Raw genomic sequence first — 18,791 nt, forward strand, 5'->3', positions numbered from 1 at the left:
ACCGGCGCAGGTCTGTGCCGGTTGCGTAATTTCGGCGGACCACCCGGCGACGAAGGGCAAAGGCCCGCCATCACCATGTGAAAGTGTTAACAGCCTGCTTCCCAAGCGCCGGACAATTGTCATCAGGCGGTGATTCACCCGGCAAGCGAATCACCGTGTTAACCTTGCCATGCCCGGCGCAGACAAAAAAAAGCCCGCGCTGGGCACGGGCTTTTTTGTGAGACGTTGTGTCGAGGATGGGAAACCGTTGAATTTCAACTGTTTGTCCTAGTTCCTCGCAGAAGGTAGGCTCAACCCCAGATCCATTTACCCAAGTGCATAAAACCCTCCATTGCCGATGAAGGGGATTTACCATTAACGGGGCTGGTTAACAACTCCTAAATTGCTCCAGACTGGCGCTGTCGGCGGGCGGTGTATTCGCGTTCGAACACCACGAACGGCTGTGGCCGGCCCAGATAGAACCCCTGGGCATAATCGCAGCCCATCTGGCGCAACAGGGCGAGCGTGGCGGCGTCTTCGATGCCTTCGGCCACCACCGTCTGCCCCAGCGCATGTGCCAGCCCGATCGTGCTGGCCACGATCGCGCGATCGCGCGGGCTGGTCACGATGCGCGACACAAAACAGCGATCCAGCTTCAGTTCGTCACTGGGCAGATCGGCGAGATAGGCCAGACTGGCCTCTCCCGTGCCAAAATCATCGATCGACAGGCGGAACCCGATCTGGCGCAGCCGTGTCAGATTGTGGACCGCCGCCGGGCGATTGCCGACCGCGCTGGTTTCGGTCACTTCCACCGTGATCAGCGTGGGATCAACCCCGCGCCGCGCGACGATCGCTGCGAAATTGCCGACCAGGTCGGGTTTGTCGACCATTTGTGCCGAAAGGTTCACGCTCATCTGGAACCGTTCACCCTTGGCATTGATCGCCAGCGCGGCGGTGATCGCCTGGTCGAGCACCCAATAGGTCAGCGCATCGATTCGCCCGGCACGTTCGGCCTGCAGGATGAACGCATTGGGCGCGATCGCGCCCCTGGTCGGATGGTTCCAGCGGATCAGCGCCTCTGCCCCGCAGATCCGGTTGGTGGCGATGTCCCACTGCGCCTGATAGGCCAGCCAGATGTCGCCATCGCGCAGGCCTTCATCGATGCGTGAATGCAGCGACAGCTCCCACGGTGCCTCGGCCAGGCGATGCGCCTCAAACAGTTCGATCGCGCGGCCATTGGCCAGCGCCTCGTTCGAACTGGCCAGCGCGGAATTGACGCGGGTGGCGGTTTTGACCCCCTCGTTGCGATCCAGCCCGAAGTGAATATTGATATCAAAGGTGTGCGTGCCCACCATCACGGGTGAGGCAAACAGCGCGCGCAAGCCTTCCAGGTGGCTCAACTGCATGTCGAGCGGGCGGGCTTCCTCGGTCCAGGCAAAGTGGCCGCCATCGGCATGGTACAACTCGGTCGCCTCACACGCCACGGCGATCCGCCGGGCGATCTGCCGCGCGCATTCGTCATGCAGGTCCTGTGGCAGCGTCGCCAGCATTTCATCGTAGCGGGCGATTGCGGCCACCACTACATCGCGCCCGGGCGGCAATTCGCTGTTGGACAGCGCCAGCATGTTGGGCAGGCCCGATGCGCTGGTGTGTTGAATTTTGCGGACGCGCTTTTGCCACAGACGGATCGCCGCAAAGGCCACCATCGCGCAAATGGCCGCATCCGGATAACAGACAATTCCCACCGTGCGCAGCACAGCCGGCACCACCAGCACCAGCACCACCAGCGCGCTATAGGCCAGCCGGCGACGCGGCTGGCGGCGCGCAAGCGCCAGCACGAGCGCAACCAGTGCCAGCAAGGGCAGCTGCATGGTCGTGAATGGCCAGGGCTTGCGCATGCTGACCGCGCCGGCAATATCCAGGACCACCGGGCTGACCGGGCCCTGTCCAAAATAATTGGGGTTCGTGCCCTGGCCCGACCCGGCAATAACCACCTGTTTCCCCGCCAGCGCAGACGCCGGCACCTGACCATCCAGCAGGTGTCGCGCCGAAAACGTGGTGACCGATGAGGGGTCGATGGCAAAATCGGGGTAGATCGTCTGCTCTGGCCGTGCCGGCAGATGCGCAAGCTCGGTGGCCAGAACCGGGCGTACAGTGCCGTCGATGGCAATCGCCGAAGGGCCGGATTCGACGTAATGGAACATGTTGACGGTCCATGCCGACAACACGACAGGATGCGCGCCAATCACGGCCGGATCGGGGAAATCAAACGCCGCGCGATCGAACTGGTCAAACTTTCGCGCGCGGCTGACAAAGGCGGTATCGGGGGAAAGCCGGGCGATCGCGGCGCGCAATGCTGCAACCTGGTCTTTGGTCACCCCGCGTTGCAATTTAGTATCGATGAACAGGCGCGCGGGCTTTGCCCCCCGCACCAGATCAAACAGCTGGGTCTGGCCCGCCGTGCCCATGTCGGCAATGTCGTCGGAGTTGACCACGACAATCGATGCCGGCGCGGATTCATGAAACAGTTTGTAGCAGACGTTCCAATAGCCCTGCCCGACCGGATCGCTTAGCCCGAGCGCGGGAATGACCGCCCCGATGAGAAGCGCAAGCCACAGCGGTGATCGCAGGAGTCTACGCATTGTTCCCTGGTGCTATCTGAACCCTTGTCCGGATTAGCCCGGAATGGTTGACATAACCTTACCCGGGGCGCGCCAAATCAACCCGGCAATCGAATGCCGAAGCCCGAACCTTATCAAAAGATTGCAGATTTTGTCGTGGAACAGTCATGTTTCGGTCAGGCGCGCCAGGCTTTTTTCCAGCATCAGCAATTGCCACAGGGTGCGGCTGGTATCGGCCCGGCCAGACAGGTGATCATCGGCCAGCGCGGCAATGCGGTCGGGCGCAAACCACCCGCTGTCGGCCAGCAATCCGCGCTGGCCAATGCCGCGCGTCGCATCGGCCAGCGGCCCGCGCAACCATGCCGCAATCGGCGTGACAAAGCCCATTTTCGGCCGGAACAGCACATCATCGGGCAATTGCCCCCGCATCGCCTGTTTCATCAGCCATTTGCCGGTGGTGCCGCGCACGCGCACATCCTCTGGCAGGCGCGCAGCAAATTCGATCAGCCGGTGATCGAGCAGCGGTTCGCGCGCCTCAAGACTGACCGCCATGCTGGTGCGATCGACCTTGGTCAGGATATCGCCGGGCAGATACCATTTCAGATCGGCATATTGCGCCCGATCCAGCCCGCTGCGTGCGGGCGCCGCGCGCATCAGCGCCACCAGCGGCGTCTCTGCCCGGTAATCACCGCGCAACCGTTTGAATTCAGAAGTGTACAGTGCATCCCGAGCCTCTGCCCGGGTAACCGACAGCGTGCGCGCATAAGCCTCTTCGCTGTCGAGCGCGAGGCTTTGCAGCGTCGATTTCGCACGCAGCGGCCGGGGTGCCCAGCCCAGCGCCGGATAGGCCGTGCCCAGTGCGCCAAACAGCCCGCGCCGCAGCCCCTGCGGCAGCAGGGCGCGTGCACGGTCTTCATTGTGGTGAAATGCCAGCCGCCGGTATCCCGCCAGCGCCTCGTCCGCGCCATCGCCCGACAGCGCAACGGTGACATGTTCGCGCGCCAGCTGGCACACCCGCCAGGTCGCCAGCGCAGAGGCATCGGCGAACGGTTCATCAAACATCGCCACCAGCGTGTCGATCGCGGCGAAATCATCGACCCCCACCGTGCGCCGGTAATGTTCGGTGTGAAACTGCGCCGCAATCCGGTCGGCATAGGCGGTTTCATCCAGTGCCGCGACATCGAACCCGATTGAACAGGTCTTGACCGGATCGCTGCTGGCCCCGGCCATCATCGCCACCACGGTCGAACTGTCCACCCCACCCGACAGGAACGCGCCCAGCGGCACATCGGCCGCCATGCGTGAGGTGACCGCCTGTTGCAGATGGTGGTGCAGTTCATCGGCCAGCGCGGCATCGCTGCCCGCGCTGCGATCGGCAAAGCTGACATCCCACCATTGTACCGGTCCTGCGGGTGCATGCCCATGGCGCAACAGGCGGTAATGCCCGGCCGGCAGTTTATCCACCCCGCGCAAAATCGATCGCGTGTCGGGCACATAGCCCCAGGCCATGAAATCCTCGACCGCCAGCGGATCGATCGTGCGCCCCACCCCCGGATGCGCCAGCAGCTGTTTCAGTTCCGACCCGAACACCAGGCTGCCATCGCCCAGCGTGGCGGTGAACAGCGGCTTTACCCCCAGCCGGTCGCGCGCCAGCAGCAGCGTGCGCGCGCGCAGGTCATACAACGCAAAGGCAAACATGCCGTGCAACCGCGGCAGGCATTCCACCCCCCAGCGCTGCCACGCGGCAATGATCACCTCGCTGTCGCCATCGGTGTGGAACTGCGCACCGGTGGCCTGCAATTCGTGGCGAAGTTCGCGGAAATTATAGATTTCGCCGTTGAACACCAGCATGACCGACCCGTCGGTGGAGGCCATCGGCTGCAGCGACCCGGCCAGATCGATGATCGACAGCCGCAGATGGCCCAGCGCAATGCCGGGCACAGTCCACACCCCGCGCCCATCGGGCCCACGGTGCGGCGCCGCCGCCAGCATGGCCGCCACCAGCGCGCCATCGGCCGGGGTGGCGGCATCGACATGAAAGATTCCGGCGATCCCGCACATCGCCGGTCAGGCCCGGCCAGAGGAAAGGTGGTCGATCCAGCGATCGACCGGGCCCGCCGCCTTTACAAACGCCGCCAGTGCCGCCGCCGGATCACCATTCAGCCGGTCTGATGCCGACAGGATCAGCACGCTTGTCAGCTGTCGACGCAACAACAGATGATCGGCCATGACCTGCAGCCGCAGCGCCAGATTGCTGCCGCTCAGCAATGCGCCATGGCGGTACCAGGTCTGGCACAGCCGGTGTTCGGTGCGCTGGTCGGTGCCGGGGGCCTGGATCACCTCGGCCCGGGCATGACCGAGGGCCACTCCGGTGCGCTCCCACGCCCAGCGCGACCCCATCGGCACTGCGCCCTGCCCAAACCCGCCAGCCTGGTGCCCTTCGCGCTGGCTGGCATAGAGCGCATAGGAGACATCGACCACATGGCCGCCAGCATCGCGGAACCGCATGTGGAATTGCTGGTCCGATCCGCCGTGCAGCGGTGACCATGCCACGCCGTCATCGGTCGCAACGGGTTCCCAGCCCGCAATCGCGGGCAGATGGATACCGCCGGGCAGCTTTGCCTCCAGCGATCCGGCCAGCGCGGCCCAGCCGGTGAACAGCAGCGCCAGCGCCGCCAGCACGCCCAGCGCAGGTATGGCGCCCAGCCGCCGCGCCGCCAGCCGCGACAGCAGCGGGCTGGCGACCAGCGCATCGGCATCGATCATCGCGGCATCGACCGGGCGATCGAACCACCGCCAGCCCACCGCCATGCACGCCGCCATCACCAGCGCAAAAAACACCCAGCCATAGAACACATGGTCAAACCCGCTGGCAAAGCGGATGCCGTACCAGCCCGCGATCCAGATCGTGCCGAACGCGCGCAGACCGTTGGCCACGATCGGCACCAGTACCGACAGCGCGATAAACCCGGCGCGACGGCTGGCACGCAAAAAACACACATTGGCCACCAGCGTGCCATAGGCCAGCATCGCGATCAGGAACTTGACCCCCGAACAGGCCTCTGCCACTTCGAAATAGCCCGCCGGGGTGGTGATGAACACGCCTTCGATATGCGCCGGCACTTGCGCCAGCCCCAGCAACACCATCGTGATCCGCGCGGTCAGCGTTTGCAGAAACGGGATGAGTTCATCGCCGATCGGCACCAGAAACAACATATAACCCAGCGGAAACAGCAGTGCCGCCACCACGCGCGGCCCCATCACCACCGCGAACGCCGCCTGCGCCATGACCACCACCGCCAATTGCCGCGCCAGCGCCAGACCGGCAAATTGCCCCAGCAGCCACAATAGCCCCGCCCCGGCAAACAGCACCAGCGGCGGCCACCACAGCGACGGCACCAGCCGCGCCAGTTCGTGCCGCCGCTGCGACACCAGCCAGGCCAGCACCAGCGGGATCAGCAGGATGTGGTTATAGGTCGAACTGTTCCACCACTGCCCGACCATGGCGCGCCAATCGGCAAAAAACAGCACGATCAGGCCCAGCCACACCGCCGCCAGCCGCGCCAGCGGAGCGACCCAGGTCGCGGGCACGGTGATCGGCATCAGGCCACGTGCGGCGGGAAGGTCAGTCGCCAACGCCCCACCCCATCATCGCGGGCAGTGGCGCCAGCACGGTATCCCAGCCCGCCTTTTCGATCACCAGCGCGCGCGCCGCTGCGCCCATCGCGGTGGCACCGGCGGCATCATCCAGCAGTGCGATCGCGCGTGCGGCCAGCGCGCCCGCGCCCTGTTCCACCGCGAAGTGTACACCATCTTCGCCGACAACGCCGGTCGCTGCGGCCGGGGTCAACAGCACCGGGCGCGCCATCGCCATCGCCTCCAGCACTTTGTTCTGCACCCCGCGCGCGATCAGCAGTGGCGCCACCACCAGATCGGCCGCTGCCAGCCACGGGCGGACATCATCGACCTGCCCCGTCACGCGCGTGCCATTCACGCCATCAAGCGCGCGCGCGCCTGCGGCCGGTTCGCGGCCGACGATGGCGAACTGTGCCTGCGCATGGCGCGCACGGATCAGCGGCATCACATCGTGCGCAAACATCGTTACCGCTGCGATGTTGGGGGCATAATCCATCTGCCCGGTAAACACGATGTACGGGCCCGGACCGGCCAGCGACGGTTCAGGCGTGACCGCGTCGGGGGAAAAATATCCGGCATCGATGCCGTTGCCCAGCACCGCCAGGTTTACCCCGGCAGGATCGGCCAGTTGGCTGGCAAACAGATCGCGTTCCTGCGCGGTGATCAGCAGCGACAGATCGGCGCGGTGCGCGGCGCGGCTTTCAAAGGCCGACAGCAGCCGCGCCTCTCGCGCGTGGACCGCGCGTACCCGTGCGGTGCGCGCGGCAGCAGCATAGGCGGCGAACTTGGCCGAATCGACATCGACAAAATCCATCACCACGCGGCCGCGAAAATCGGCGGGCACAAATTGCGCCATCTGCCCCGAAAACACAAAGATCGTGCCGATCGGCCGTTCCGCCAAAGTCTGCCGCACCCACCGCGCCAGCCGCGCCGATGAAAATGCGGTCTGGCTGACCGGGCGCCCGGTCAACAGCGCGGATAGCCCAGCCCAGCCCAGCGACGGCGGCCGCAGCGCATAGCAGTGGCTGGCGGTCAGCGCGGTGATCGGATCGACCTGCGCCAGTTCGCGCGTGTTTTCGATCAGGCAACCGCAATGCACCGGCGCCCGTGCCGCCAGTGCGCGCAACAGGTGCCACGACCGGATGCGGTCCCCCCGGTCGGGCGGATAGGGAATACGGTGGGCAAGGAACAGCACCTCTGGCGCAGGCTGGGTCATGGCCGGTCAGGCCAGCCCGTTGGCAATGATCGGGCCCAGCCGGTTGGCGATTGCCAGCGGCAACCGCTGCCACAGCGCGATGCGCGCGCGGTATTTCGGGCTGAGCGGATTGACATCGCGCGGTGCCATGCCGTCGGCAGTCCAGTGCGCATAGGCCAGCGGTTGCGGCGCAAAGCCCCAGTTGCGCTTGAAATGATACGCCCCGCTGTCGCATTTTGACCGGCCAAAATCGAAGCGGTCGCAACCGCGTTCGCGCGCGTGGCACATCAGCCGGTAATACATCACGTCGTTGGCGCGCAGTGCGCGTGCGGCGAACACCCCGCCGCCCCAATAGGGCATGACCGCGCCGCGATGGTACAGGTTGAGCACAGCGGCGACCGGTTGCCCCTCTGCCAGCACGGTCAGGATATCGGCATCATCGCCAAACGCATCGAGCACCGCATCGAACAGTGCGCGCGGAAACACCGGCGTACCCAGATTGCGCACCGATTGGGCATAGACCGCGTAATGCATGGCGCGGTCCGCGCGACTGGTGCCAACCTGCACGGTCATCGCGTTGGCCAGCCCCTTGCGCACTTCGGCGCGCTGTTTGCGCGGGATTGCCGCCAATTGCGCCTCATCATCACCGGCCAGCGGGGCGATGAACCCGGCATGGCTGTCGGTGCGGGTGTGCCAGCCTGGCGCGACCGGCAATGGCCCCCCACGCAATTCCACCGTGCCGCAGGACAGCCGTGCGGCCCATTGCGTGGCGGCGCCCGCCAAGGCTTCGACCTGGGCGGCATCGCCGATGATCCCGCCGTCGACGGCAAACCCGGTGGAGACCAGCGCACGGCCAAACAGCGGCGAATGCACCGCGTGCAGCGGCAGCATGGCAGCGATCGCGCCGGCATGTTCGGCCAGCAGCACATGCGTGTCATGACCGCTGGCCATTTCGACGGCTCGCAGCCATTCCGGCCGGTGAAACGCGCGCGCATCGGGCGCCGCCGCCACGAACTGCGCGATGCGACCGGCATCGGCGGCGGTGGCGTGGCGCACGATGGTGCCCGCAGCAGAGGGTACCGAATGCATCATGATCCGATCCGCGCGGCTTCGCTGGCAGCGTGTGAGGCCATTTGCCGCGCCTCCGACGCGGCGAGTGCGTCCATCCGTCCCCACGCAAAATCGCGCAGCAGCAATTGCAATTTGCCCGCCATCGCCCCCAACCGGCTGTAATGGCGCAACCGCGAACGCCATGGCGCATGGGCAACGCGTGGCTGATCGGGATCAATCTCCCACGGATGAAAATAGGTCAGCGCCGGGGCGGCATCGCGCGCATTGACCCGGCGCAGCGCCCAGCGCGACAGCGGATAGGGAAACAGCCGGAAAAACCCGCCGCCCCCCGCCGCCATGCGGCGACCGCCCAGTTCGACCGTGGTCACCGGAATTTCCAGGAGATCGGCGCCGGCCACCGGGCGCCAGGCAAAGCGCGGGGCTTCGCGCCAGCCATAATGGTCGTGCACCAGCGGCGCCACGCTTGATGAATAGCGATAGCCCTGTTTGGCCAGCACTTCGTGCGCCCACGGCGTGCGCGCATCGATCGAAAAGCTGGGCGCGCGATAGCCGGTGACCGCCATGCCGGTCACATCCTGCAGCGTGCCGCGTGCGCGTTCCAGATCGGCGGCAAAGCCGGCGCGGTCAAAGGTAAACACCCGCGCATGGTCCCAACCGTGGCTGGCGATTTCATGGCCCTGTGCCGCGATCCGCCGCATCATCGCCGGGCACCGCTGCGCCACCCACCCCAGCGTGAAAAACGTGCCTTTGACCTGCGCATCGTCAAATAGGCGCAGGATCGCATCGCAATTGCGTTCCACCCGCAGATCGAGGCTGTCCCAGTCGGCGCGATCGATGACCGATTCAAACGCACCAACCTGAAACCAGTCCTCAACATCGACCGACAGGCCGTTGATGACAGGGGAATTTGGCATGACGGATCAGGCCGCGCGAACCTGGGCGTTTTCGGCCTCCAGCCATTCGATCAGCATGGTCAGCACGTGGCGGATCGCTTCGTTCTGATCGCCGGTGCGCACCTCCAGCGTTTCGATGCGGCGGGTCAGATCGACAATTGCCGCCAGCAGCGGTTCCAGATCCGGCTCTGGCGCCGGGGTCAGCGCGGCCGGCGCGCGCAGTTCGGCCAGTTCCATCACCGCCTGTTGCAATTCGGCGATCTGTTCATCGCGGATGGTCAATTCGTGCGCCAGATCCTGCAGGATCGCGGCGTGATCGGGCGGGGAGCCCGGGGTCGGTTCCGTCGCTGCGGCGGGTGCCGGCGCGGGTGATGCGACAGGCTTTGCCATCACGTCTTCGTCGCGGTCACCGGCCAGATCGGCGATCACCTCGGTCAGCATGTCGTTGTCGAGCAGCGCCGCCTGTTCAACCGCGCCCAGCAGCAGCAAACGGTTGACCAGCTGGTTGATGCGGCGCGGCACGCAGCCGGATTGCGCCGCCACCCGCGCATAGACGCCCGGGCCGAATGCCGGGTTGCCCATCCAGCCGACGTGCGACAGCCGGTGTTCGATATAAGGCCCGACCTCGTCGGTTTCCATCGCATCCAGGTGGTGCGTGGCGATCACCCGCTGGCGCAACTGTTCCAGCCCCGGCTGGTGCATCAGGTCGCGAAATTCGGGTTGCCCCAGCAACAGCACCTGCACCAGCGGATGCGCGCCAAGCTGAAAATTCGACAGCATGCGCAGTTCTTCCAGCGCGGCGACCGACAGGTTCTGCGCCTCGTCCACGATCAGCAGACAGCGCCGCCCGGCGCGCGCCTCGTCATGAAAAAACCGTTCAAGCGCGCCGAGTGCGGCGGCCTTGTCGTAGCTTTTGGCATCCTGTCCGAACGATTGCCCAAATGCCTGAAGCGCCAGCCGCACCAGTTCGTCCGCGTCCAGCCGGCTGGTCACGATCTGGCCGACGGTCAGCCGCTGGCGATCGATCGATGCCACCAGATGCGCCGCCAGCGTCGATTTGCCCGCGCCGACTTCGCCGGTGATGACGATAAAGCCTTCACCCTGCGCCAGGCCATAGCCCAGATAGGACAGCGCCTTGCGGTGGGTCAGGCTTTCAAAATAGAACGCGGGATCGGGCGCGAGCTGAAACGGACGGCCGCTGAATCCATAGAATTGATCGTACATTGGCGTCGTTTCCTCAACCGGATCGGCAAGTGATGCCCGCTTACTCAGCGGAAATTGTAGCGCAAGCCAAGCTGGCCATTCATTTCAAGCAAATCGGGCGAAACCGTGGGATTGACCCCCAGCACTTCAACCGATGCCGTCCCGGTCAACCGGTCGGTCAGGTGGTGGACCAGTGAACCGGTCGCCCCCCAGTTTGCCGTATCGCCCAGCGACGTGGTGTTGTTGCGATAGACCGAAGCGAAGCCGTTGACAAAGAACCGCGTCTGCCGGTCGATCGGGCCCGACAGCCCGGCATTGACATACCACGTCTGATCGAGCGCGCCATTCCGGCTGGCCAGGATCGTGCCCTGCGCGCCGATGAACCGCCGTGAGAAGTATCCGCCGCCGATGTTGGCGGACAGACGCCCCACCGTCATGCCATAGGTCGCATTGCCCCCGTGCGCGCGAAATGCCAGCGCATTGGCCGAACCCAGCGCGCCGGTCAGGCACCCGCCGCCGGTGCTGCCGATGAAACAGCCGCCGACATTGCCGTTGAACGGATCGCGGGTGACCGAAAAGTCGTTCGGAAGCGCCTGGATGGTGGACATCAGCCCCGATCCGAACCCGTAAATCCCGTCGAACACCGATACCGTCAGGTTCGAACGGCTGTTGGGCGCGTGATAGAAATTGCCGTAATAGGTCGTGCTGTCATAGCGTTTGCCGACAAACACCGCACCCATCGTGCGCCGGCTGGGCCGCCACACCACGCCGACATCCCAGGTCAGCCCGCTGGTCTGATAGGCAATGCGGCGCGGCTGGGTGCGGTCGATGACATATTGGCCATTGGGGGACACCACCGGATTGCCGTCGCTGCCGATCTGCGCATTGCGGTGCGCGACCTGCACCTTTTCCCAGCCCACATCGCCCACCAGCGCGGCGTTGTGCGAAATCGGCTGGGTCACCTGCAGGCCCAGCCGTTCATCGGTCAGCCGCTGATCAAGGTTGGAGGTATCTTCGCGAAGGTATCCGCCGGTCAGCGCCACCCCGAACGGCAGCACTTCGCGCGGTTTTACGCCGATGGATGCGGTCGCCTGGTTGGTCAGCGAATGGCCGAACACATCGACCGGCGTGGCACTGCCGGCCGGAACATAGGACCGGATCTGGTCAATGGCGTTGTAGCCCAGCGCGTAATTGGCCTTGATCCCCAGCACCCCGGCATGGGTGGACAGCGAAGGCCCGCCATAGAGCGACCAGATCTGATAGATCGATCCGGTGCGATCGACCGGATTGGGCAATGTCGCCCCGCCCGCTGCGATCGAGGTGTGTGTGGCCAGGCCGCCGAAATCAAAGGTCAGCGTGCGCGGGATCAGATCGGTGGTGGTGCGGGCGATACCGGTGATCGTATCGGTACTGCGCGCGGAATGGCTTTCCGAAAAATGGTGTTCATAGCGGATCGTCGCCACACCGGTGGTGCGGTGGCTGTTGATCGTCATGTCGGCACCGGCGGCCAGCGTGGTATAGGTCACCGCGGGTCGGTGCGGTTCGATCTGGTCATAGACGCTCTGATCGATTTCAATGTAGGGCGTGATTTTCGTGCGTTTGCGCGGTTTGCGCTCCCCACCCTGGCCACCGCCGCCGTTTGCGCCATAGCCCCCGCGCCCGCGCGGGGCGCCGGTGTCGCTGCCATCGGGCGCTGTGGCGGCATCATCATTGGCATCGGCGTTGCCATAGCTCAGCGGCCCGGCGCCGCTGGTCATCGCCTGCGCGGCGAACGCGGTGCCCGCTGCCCATGGCGCCACGCCTGTGGCCACGATCAGCGCAATCGCGCTGGCGGTACTGAATACAACCCCCTTCATCGCGATTACTCCTTGTATCCGTAATAGGTGCCAAAACGGCGCCCGCTGGGTGAAAAATTCGCCGCGTTCAGCAGCAGCCTGATATCGTCACAGCCTGACAGCAGCCCGACCGCATCGCGCAACGCGGCCTCGCTGGTGACGCCGGCGCGCACCACCACCACGGTCTGCCCGACGTGGAGCGCCAGCGCGCTGGCGGGCGAGGCCGCCAGCACTGGCGAACTGTCGAAAATCACGATCCGCCCGCGCGTGCTCGATGTCAGCCGGTCCAGCACTTGCGCGGTGCGCGCCGATGCCAGCAATTCGGTATCCGACCCCGATGCATTGCCCGCCGGCAGCACAAACAGCCCGGCAATGTCGGTGCCCAGGATGCAGTCTTCGACCGCCACGCGCGGATCGACCAGCGCATCCAGCAACCCTGGGCCGCCGGGCAGGCCCAGCGTCGACAGCACCGATGGTTTGGCAAAGTCGGCATCGACCAGCAGCACTTCGGTATCCTTTTCCGCCGCCATCGACAGCGCCAGGTTGACCGAACAGAACGTCTTGCCTTCACCCGGCAGGGCAGAGGACACCAGGATGCGTTCGCCATGCACCGGCCCTGCCCCGGCCCGCGTCAGCGCGGCGGTCTGCAACAGCTGGCGTTTGATGATGCGGAATTCTTCGAGCAGCGCGGTCACCGGGCCTTCGGGTTCGATCAGGCCCTGGTTGCGCAGATGCTGACGGTCGATGGCGTGAAAGGTGCCGCGAAATTTCTGCCCGGCCGGCAGGGAATCAAACCGTGCTGCCAGGGGCGTCGATTCTGTGGCGGCCGCCGGCAGCGCAAACAGCGCCGGCGGCGTTGTCGGCGCTTCCGGCAGGGTGGGCATGGCGGGTGTTTCGGGCCCAGGTGCCGCAGCCGGCACAGCCAGCGGCGGGGGCGCAACAATCCCGCGCCAGGCATCGGCGCCGCCGGCGCGCTCGATCAGCGATGCGCGCTTCACTTTGCGCGGCGCGTCGCCACTGGCCGATCCTTCCGGAACGGCGGGCGGGGGTGGGGTGTGATCGGTCATCGCCATGTCGCTCCGTCCGCTCACGCCACCAGCCGGCGTTTCATGAATTCCAGCGCCAGCAGCGCCAGCAGCACCAGCACCAGCCCGGCCAGGCCACCGGCAAACCATTTCAGCTGCCGCCGCTGTTCGGTCACCCCCGCCTGCGTAAGCGCCAGCGTGACCGCGCCCAGCACCGGCAGGCCGATCGCGCGTTCCAGATCGGCCGTCGTCGCAAAACTGCCGCGCAGATGCCCCAGCGCAAACGCCACGCCACAGCCGATGCCAATCCCGGCCAGCAGCACACCCGCCAGCAACAACGGCCGGTTGGGCGCGGCGGGGCCGTGCGGGGTGGTTGGCGGGTCGATCACCTCAAACTTGATGGCGTTGTGTTCGCTTTCGACCTGGCCACGCAGGCGCAGCGCTTCGCGATCGCGCAACAGTTTGTCGTATTGTTCCTTCAACACTTCGTAATCGCGGTTGATGCGGGCGGATTCGGCGGCCACCGCCGGCTCGCTATATTGCTGCGTGGTCAGCTGGCCGATGTCCTGTTCCAGGCTGGCCTTGCGCGATTGCAGCGCGGCCACGCTCGCCTCGCGTTCGGCCTTGATCGACATCAGCGATGAATAGGCCGGGTTGGGCGTGCCGCCATGGCTGCCTTCGCCGGCGGCAGCGCGCGACAATTGCGCGATTTGCGCCTTTTGCGCGATCACATCGGGATGGCTGTCGGTCAGGCCGCGCGCTCGCATCGCGCCCAGGTCGGCCTGCGCCTGCGCCAGCGCACCCTTTGCCCCGCCACTGGCGCCGGGCAGCGTTACCGTCGGCGGCGTGCCCGCCAGTTGCCCGTTGAGCGATGCCAGCGCGCTTTGCGCCGCCATCAGATCAGAAGCGATGCCGCGCAATTCGGCGCGGGTGCCTTCGATCCGCGCGGCAGCGGTGCCGGTGCCGGGCAGCATCCCGGCATTCTTTGATTCAAATTGCTGGCGTTTCTGTTCGGCCGCTTCCAGATCCTTTTGCCGGTCGGCCAGCTGCTGGTCCATGAATGCCAGCGTGTCGCTCATTTCGCCGCGCCCGCCCGACAGGTTCACCTCGCGAAAGATGTCGATCATCTTTTGCGCGACGTCCTGCGCCAGATGCGCATTTTCGGTATCGGAATAGCTGCTGGTGCCCGATGTGGCGGCGATTTCGAACAGGTTTTCCTGGCTGTTGGTCACCTTCACCGCATTGGCGAGCGCGGCGACAGCGGTTTCCATCTGCTTTTCGTTGGTGACCTTTTCGCCCAGCCGGGTCGCGCGCACCACCTTTTCCAGATTGACCGCGCTGGTCAGCGTTTCGCGCACGCGGTTGATATCGCGGTGGCGGTCGGCGCCCAGCCCGATCTGATCGGACAGCACGTCATCGATGCGCACAAAGATGCGCGCATGTGATTCATATTTGTTGGGGATCGCCCCCACGGCCAGCCATCCGGCCAGGCAGACCACCCACGCCACCCCCAGCGCGATCCAGCGCCTGGTCCAGATGCCGTACAGGGCAGCCCTGATCTGATCGACAAGTCCGCTCATCCGCCGTGGCCGCCGTTCAAAACGCGCTTTCGGGGATGATGATCACATCGCCCGGCATCAGCATGACATTGGCGCGGGTATCCCCCTTGCGCAGCAGATCGTTGATTCGCAGGGCATATTCGCGTTGCTTTCCGGTCTGTTTGTCAAACCGCACCAGCCGCGCACGGTTGCCCGCGGCAAATTCCGACAGCCCGCCGACCGCGATCATCGCATCCAGCAGCGTCATGTTGGCGCGGTAGGATATCGATGCCGGTTTTTCGGTCGCGCCAACCACGCGCACCTGCTGGCTGTAGGTGCCGGAAAACTTGTTGACGATCACCGATACGATCGGTTCCTGGATATATTGCGACAATTGCAGCTTGATGTCTTCGGACAGCATCGATGGCGTTTTGCCCACGGCCGGCATATCGGTGATCAGCGGCGTGGTGATCCGCCCGTCGGGGCGCACCTGCACTTGCGCGCCCAATTCAGGATTGCGCCAGACAAAGATGGTCAGTTCATCCAGCGGCCCGATGATGTAATCTTCACCCGGGCCTTCCTGCAGCGACACGAACGACGCCGATGGCAATTGCGCGCCACCGCCGGCGGCACAGCCCGACAGCCCGGCCATTGCCACCCCTGCTACGGTCAGCCCGGCAAACGCCAGCGCGCTACGCCGGTTGAGCGGGCGGCCCAGGGGTGCGGGCGGGGTCTGGTTTGGCATTGCACCATCCTTCAAGCATGCGTCTGCACATCCCACCCAAGGTTTTCGGCCCCGGACGGGTGTCCCGCATGTCCCCCAGGGGGACGCGCGGTACGTGTTTTCACCAGCAGGCTATGACCAAAAAGGGTGAAGATACCGTTAGTGGTGTACACCGGTGGGATGTCAGCCCCGTAACGGGACACTGCCTGACCAAAGGCTTAACCAGTCCCCACCAGCAGTTCTTTGGCCGGACCATGGCCCAGAAAGGCAGCCGGGCTGGCGCTGGCGCCATAGGCCCCGGCGCAGAACAACGCGACCAGATCGCCGCAATCGGCGTGCGGCAGCGCCAGCGCATCGCCCAGCCGATCAAGCGGCGTGCACAGGCACCCCACCACGTGCGCGACATCATCGGCGGGCGCATCAAACCGCGTGGCAATTGCGCAAGGATAATTGCGGCGGATCACGCTGCCAAAATTGCCGCTGGCGGCCAGCTGGTGATGCAGCCCGCCATCGACCACCAGAAAGGTTTCGCCCCGGCTGTGCTTGCGATCGATCACCGGCGCCAGATAGACGCCCGCCTCTGCCACCAGCCAGCGCCCCAGTTCCAGCACAAAGCGCGTGTCGCGCAGCACTGCCGCCCGCCGATCGAGCGCCTGCGCCAGCCCCCGGCCGACCGTGGCCACATCCAGCGCGCGCTGACCATGGTAATAGGGCACGCCAAAACCGCCACCCAGATTGACCATCGGCACCGCCACCCCCGCCGCATCGGCCGCCTGCGCCACCAGATCCAGCGTCGCCGCCTGTGCGGCCACGATCGCATTGGCATCCAGCGACTGGCTGCCGGCATAAACATGAAAGCCCTGCCAATCGGCCCCGCCCGCGACCAGCGTTTGCGCCAGCGCAGGCACCTGATCGGCATCCACACCAAACGCACGTGCCCCCCCGCCCATGCGCATGCCGGCACCGGCCAGTTCAAAATCGGGATTGACGCGGATGGCCACGCGCGGCGCGATCCCCACGCGCGCGCCGGCAGACAGCACGCGTGCCGCTTCCCCCGCAGATTCAATGTGCAAGGTGACCCCGGCTGCAATCGCGGCGGCAAGATCAGCATCGCGTTTGCCCGGCCCGGCAAAGCCGATGCGCGCGCCCGCCACGCCCTGCGCCGCCAGCAGGGCCAGTTCCCCGCCAGAGGCAATGTCAAACCCGTCAACCGTACCCGCCATAAACGCCAGCAAGGGCGCAAACGGATTGGCCTTTACCGCATAGTGCAGCGCAATCCCCGCCGGCATCGCCGCGCGCAGCGCCGCAATCCGCGCGGCAATCAGCCCCGCGTCATAGACAAACAGCGGCGCGCCACCCGCCTGCACCACGCAATCGGTCGCGCGCACACCGCCGATCGCCAGCTGGCCATCGATCGTGCCAAAGCCGGGCGGGATCGGGCCCATCGGTTTGGGGGTTGCGGTCATGACCCCGGGCTATGCACCAAAGCCGATAATTCTGCGTAAATCCCTGTGCGATCCAATTTGCCATTGGCGTTGACCGGCAGTGCAGCGCGCCAGTGCACCACGCGCGGCAGCATGAAATTGGGCAGGTCGCGCGACAGCGCGGCGATCAATGCGGCGCTGTCGGCGTAGGCGCTGTCAGCAGCGGCTGGCGGGCTGGCGACCAGATGGACCGCCTGCCCCAGATTGGCGTCCGGCAGCCCCAGCGCGACGCAATCACCAACCAGCCCGGTCGCGATCGCGGCCTCCTCAATCTCCTGCGGGCTGATACGGTTGCCGGCGCATTTGATCATCGCATCGCGCCGCCCCATGAAATGCAGCAGGCCCAGCGCGTCGCGCCGCACCCGGTCACCCGACCACACCGCGATGCCGCCCAGCGCCGACCACAGGGGCGCGGCGCGAAACCGTTCGGCGGTGTGGGCCGGATCGCGCCAATAGCCCTGCGCCACCAGCGGCCCGGCGTGGACCAGCTCGCCCTCTTCCTCCACACCGGCGGCCGCACCATCGTCGCGCACCACCATAACCTCGGCAAACGGCACCGCACTACCGATCGCGGTCGGGTGTGCATCAATCAGTGCGGGATCGAGAAAGGTGGAGCGGAACGCCTCGGTCAATCCATACATCGCCACCAGATCGGCCTGGGGCACCAGCGCGCGCAACCGCCGCACCAGACCCTCATCCAGCGCGCCGCCGCTGTTGGTCAGCCGGCGCAGGGGCGCGATCGCGGCGGCTGGCCATTCCACCGCCGTCAGTTGCCGCCACAAAGGCGGCACCCCGGCCAGCGTGGTCACACCATGGCGTTCCACCGCGCGCACGACATCGCGCGGCAACAAATAGTCGTGCGGCACCACGCTGGCCCCGGCAGCCCAGGCCGACAGCAGCTGATTCTGCCCATAATCAAACGCCAGCGGCAGCACGGCCAGCACGCGATCGTCAGCGCGCAGCCGCAGATAGTGCGCCACACTGACCGCGCCCAGCCACAGATTGGCATGGCTGAGCATCACGCCCTTTGGCCGCCCGCTCGATCCGCTGGTATATAGCAGCGCCACCGTGGCATCGACCGGCGCGGACGATGGCGGCAGCGGGTCCAGATCATCGAGCGCGGCCAGATCGGTATCAAAGAAACAATCGGCCGCGCCAAAATCGCCCGCCTGCAAACTGGTCAGCCGGGCAGCATTGGCGATCAACAGCCCTGCCCCGCTATCGGCCAGGATATGCGCGACTTGCGCGCGTTTCAGCAGCGGATTGACCGGCACATGCACCAGCCCGGCGCGCGCAGTGGCCAGCGGCAGCAGGCAGGCCAGTTCACCCTTTGGCAACCAGCTCGCCACCCGGCCGCCGGGCACCAACCGTGTTGCCAACCATGCCGCAAGCTGGCCTATACGCCGATTTAACCCGGCATAGTCCATGATCCGGTCGCCCAGCACCAGCGCGGCTGCGTCATCGGCCCCGCACAGGGCCAGATGATCAAGCGGGTGGGGCCGGGCATTGGGCACCGGACCAGGCAAGGGAACAGCAGTCTCAGTCACGATGAAAGTCTATCATGCAACCCTTACCGAAGCGCAAGCA

At 65.7% G+C, this 18,791-nt stretch carries 13 protein-coding genes; all 13 read right to left on the reverse strand.

The window, feature by feature from the left end:
* Nucleotides 1-377 precede the first annotated feature (377 nt).
* Nucleotides 378-2,621, reverse strand: a complete 2,244-nt coding sequence (locus ABWP89_RS10765; RefSeq protein ID WP_353229199.1) for an EAL domain-containing protein — start codon at nt 2,619-2,621, stop codon at nt 378-380.
* A 144-nt stretch (nt 2,622-2,765) separates the two neighbouring features.
* Nucleotides 2,766-4,661, reverse strand: coding sequence for an XrtA/PEP-CTERM system amidotransferase (locus ABWP89_RS10770; RefSeq protein WP_353229200.1), 1,896 nt, complete (start codon nt 4,659-4,661; stop codon nt 2,766-2,768).
* Nucleotides 4,662-4,667: 6 nt separating this feature from the next.
* Nucleotides 4,668-6,236 (reverse strand): exosortase A, encoded by a 1,569-nt coding sequence (gene xrtA / locus ABWP89_RS10775; protein ID WP_353229201.1) that lies wholly within the window; start codon nt 6,234-6,236, stop codon nt 4,668-4,670.
* Nucleotides 6,226-7,452, reverse strand: a complete 1,227-nt coding sequence (locus ABWP89_RS10780) for a TIGR03087 family PEP-CTERM/XrtA system glycosyltransferase (protein ID WP_353229202.1) — start codon at nt 7,450-7,452, stop codon at nt 6,226-6,228. Before ABWP89_RS10780 ends, xrtA begins: the two co-directional genes overlap by 11 nt.
* 6 nt (nt 7,453-7,458) lie before the next feature.
* Entirely contained in the window at nt 7,459-8,520 is a 1,062-nt protein-coding gene (locus ABWP89_RS10785; RefSeq protein ID WP_502915275.1) for a FemAB family XrtA/PEP-CTERM system-associated protein, read from the reverse strand.
* A complete protein-coding gene (locus tag ABWP89_RS10790; RefSeq protein WP_353229203.1) occupies nt 8,520-9,416 on the reverse strand; it encodes an XrtA system polysaccharide deacetylase in 897 nt (298 codons plus the stop codon). The genes ABWP89_RS10785 and ABWP89_RS10790 overlap by 1 nt, the downstream gene beginning before the upstream one ends.
* A 6-nt stretch (nt 9,417-9,422) precedes the next feature.
* Nucleotides 9,423-10,619 carry an AAA family ATPase gene (locus tag ABWP89_RS10795; protein WP_353229204.1) on the reverse strand — a complete coding sequence of 399 codons (1,197 nt, stop codon included), beginning with the start codon at nt 10,617-10,619 and terminating at the stop codon, nt 9,423-9,425.
* 44 nt (nt 10,620-10,663) lie between these two features.
* Nucleotides 10,664-12,454, reverse strand: coding sequence for a hypothetical protein (locus ABWP89_RS10800; RefSeq protein WP_353229205.1), 1,791 nt, complete (start codon nt 12,452-12,454; stop codon nt 10,664-10,666).
* Between the two features lie 5 nt (nt 12,455-12,459).
* The gene (locus ABWP89_RS10805; RefSeq protein WP_353229206.1) at nt 12,460-13,500 is read right to left on the reverse strand and encodes an AAA family ATPase; all 1,041 of its coding nucleotides are present in this window, start codon (nt 13,498-13,500) and stop codon (nt 12,460-12,462) included.
* 20 nt (nt 13,501-13,520) lie between these two features.
* Nucleotides 13,521-15,038 carry an XrtA system polysaccharide chain length determinant gene (locus ABWP89_RS10810; RefSeq protein WP_353229207.1) on the reverse strand — a complete coding sequence of 506 codons (1,518 nt, stop codon included), beginning with the start codon at nt 15,036-15,038 and terminating at the stop codon, nt 13,521-13,523.
* A 16-nt stretch (nt 15,039-15,054) separates the two neighbouring features.
* Nucleotides 15,055-15,648, reverse strand: coding sequence for an XrtA/PEP-CTERM system exopolysaccharide export protein (locus ABWP89_RS10815; protein WP_502915276.1), 594 nt, complete (start codon nt 15,646-15,648; stop codon nt 15,055-15,057).
* A 290-nt stretch (nt 15,649-15,938) separates the two neighbouring features.
* The gene (locus ABWP89_RS10820) at nt 15,939-17,186 is read right to left on the reverse strand and encodes a pyridoxal-dependent decarboxylase, exosortase A system-associated (RefSeq protein ID WP_353229208.1); all 1,248 of its coding nucleotides are present in this window, start codon (nt 17,184-17,186) and stop codon (nt 15,939-15,941) included.
* Nucleotides 17,183-18,751, reverse strand: a complete 1,569-nt coding sequence (locus ABWP89_RS10825) for an acyl-CoA ligase (AMP-forming), exosortase A system-associated (RefSeq protein ID WP_353229209.1) — start codon at nt 18,749-18,751, stop codon at nt 17,183-17,185. Before ABWP89_RS10825 ends, ABWP89_RS10820 begins: the two co-directional genes overlap by 4 nt.
* Between the last annotated feature and the right edge of the window lie 40 nt (nt 18,752-18,791).

The organism is Novosphingobium sp. (assembly GCF_040398825.1).
Lineage (GTDB): Bacteria > Pseudomonadota > Alphaproteobacteria > Sphingomonadales > Sphingomonadaceae > Novosphingobium.

Excerpts from the sequence above, each read along its gene's own strand:
- ABWP89_RS10765 (WP_353229199.1), bottom strand. The coding sequence starts at position 2,621 with ATGCGTAGACTCCTGCGATCACCGCTGTGGCTTGCGCTTCTCATCGGG.
- ABWP89_RS10770 (WP_353229200.1), bottom strand. The coding sequence starts at position 4,661 with ATGTGCGGGATCGCCGGAATCTTTCATGTCGATGCCGCCACCCCGGCC.
- ABWP89_RS10780 (WP_353229202.1), bottom strand. The coding sequence starts at position 7,452 with ATGACCCAGCCTGCGCCAGAGGTGCTGTTCCTTGCCCACCGTATTCCC.
- ABWP89_RS10785 (WP_502915275.1), bottom strand. The coding sequence starts at position 8,520 with ATGCATTCGGTACCCTCTGCTGCGGGCACCATCGTGCGCCACGCCACC.
- ABWP89_RS10790 (WP_353229203.1), bottom strand. The coding sequence starts at position 9,416 with ATGCCAAATTCCCCTGTCATCAACGGCCTGTCGGTCGATGTTGAGGAC.
- ABWP89_RS10795 (WP_353229204.1), bottom strand. The coding sequence starts at position 10,619 with ATGTACGATCAATTCTATGGATTCAGCGGCCGTCCGTTTCAGCTCGCG.
- ABWP89_RS10800 (WP_353229205.1), bottom strand. The coding sequence starts at position 12,454 with ATGAAGGGGGTTGTATTCAGTACCGCCAGCGCGATTGCGCTGATCGTG.
- ABWP89_RS10805 (WP_353229206.1), bottom strand. The coding sequence starts at position 13,500 with ATGACCGATCACACCCCACCCCCGCCCGCCGTTCCGGAAGGATCGGCC.
- ABWP89_RS10810 (WP_353229207.1), bottom strand. The coding sequence starts at position 15,038 with ATGAGCGGACTTGTCGATCAGATCAGGGCTGCCCTGTACGGCATCTGG.
- ABWP89_RS10815 (WP_502915276.1), bottom strand. The coding sequence starts at position 15,648 with ATGGCCGGGCTGTCGGGCTGTGCCGCCGGCGGTGGCGCGCAATTGCCA.
- ABWP89_RS10820 (WP_353229208.1), bottom strand. The coding sequence starts at position 17,186 with ATGACCGCAACCCCCAAACCGATGGGCCCGATCCCGCCCGGCTTTGGC.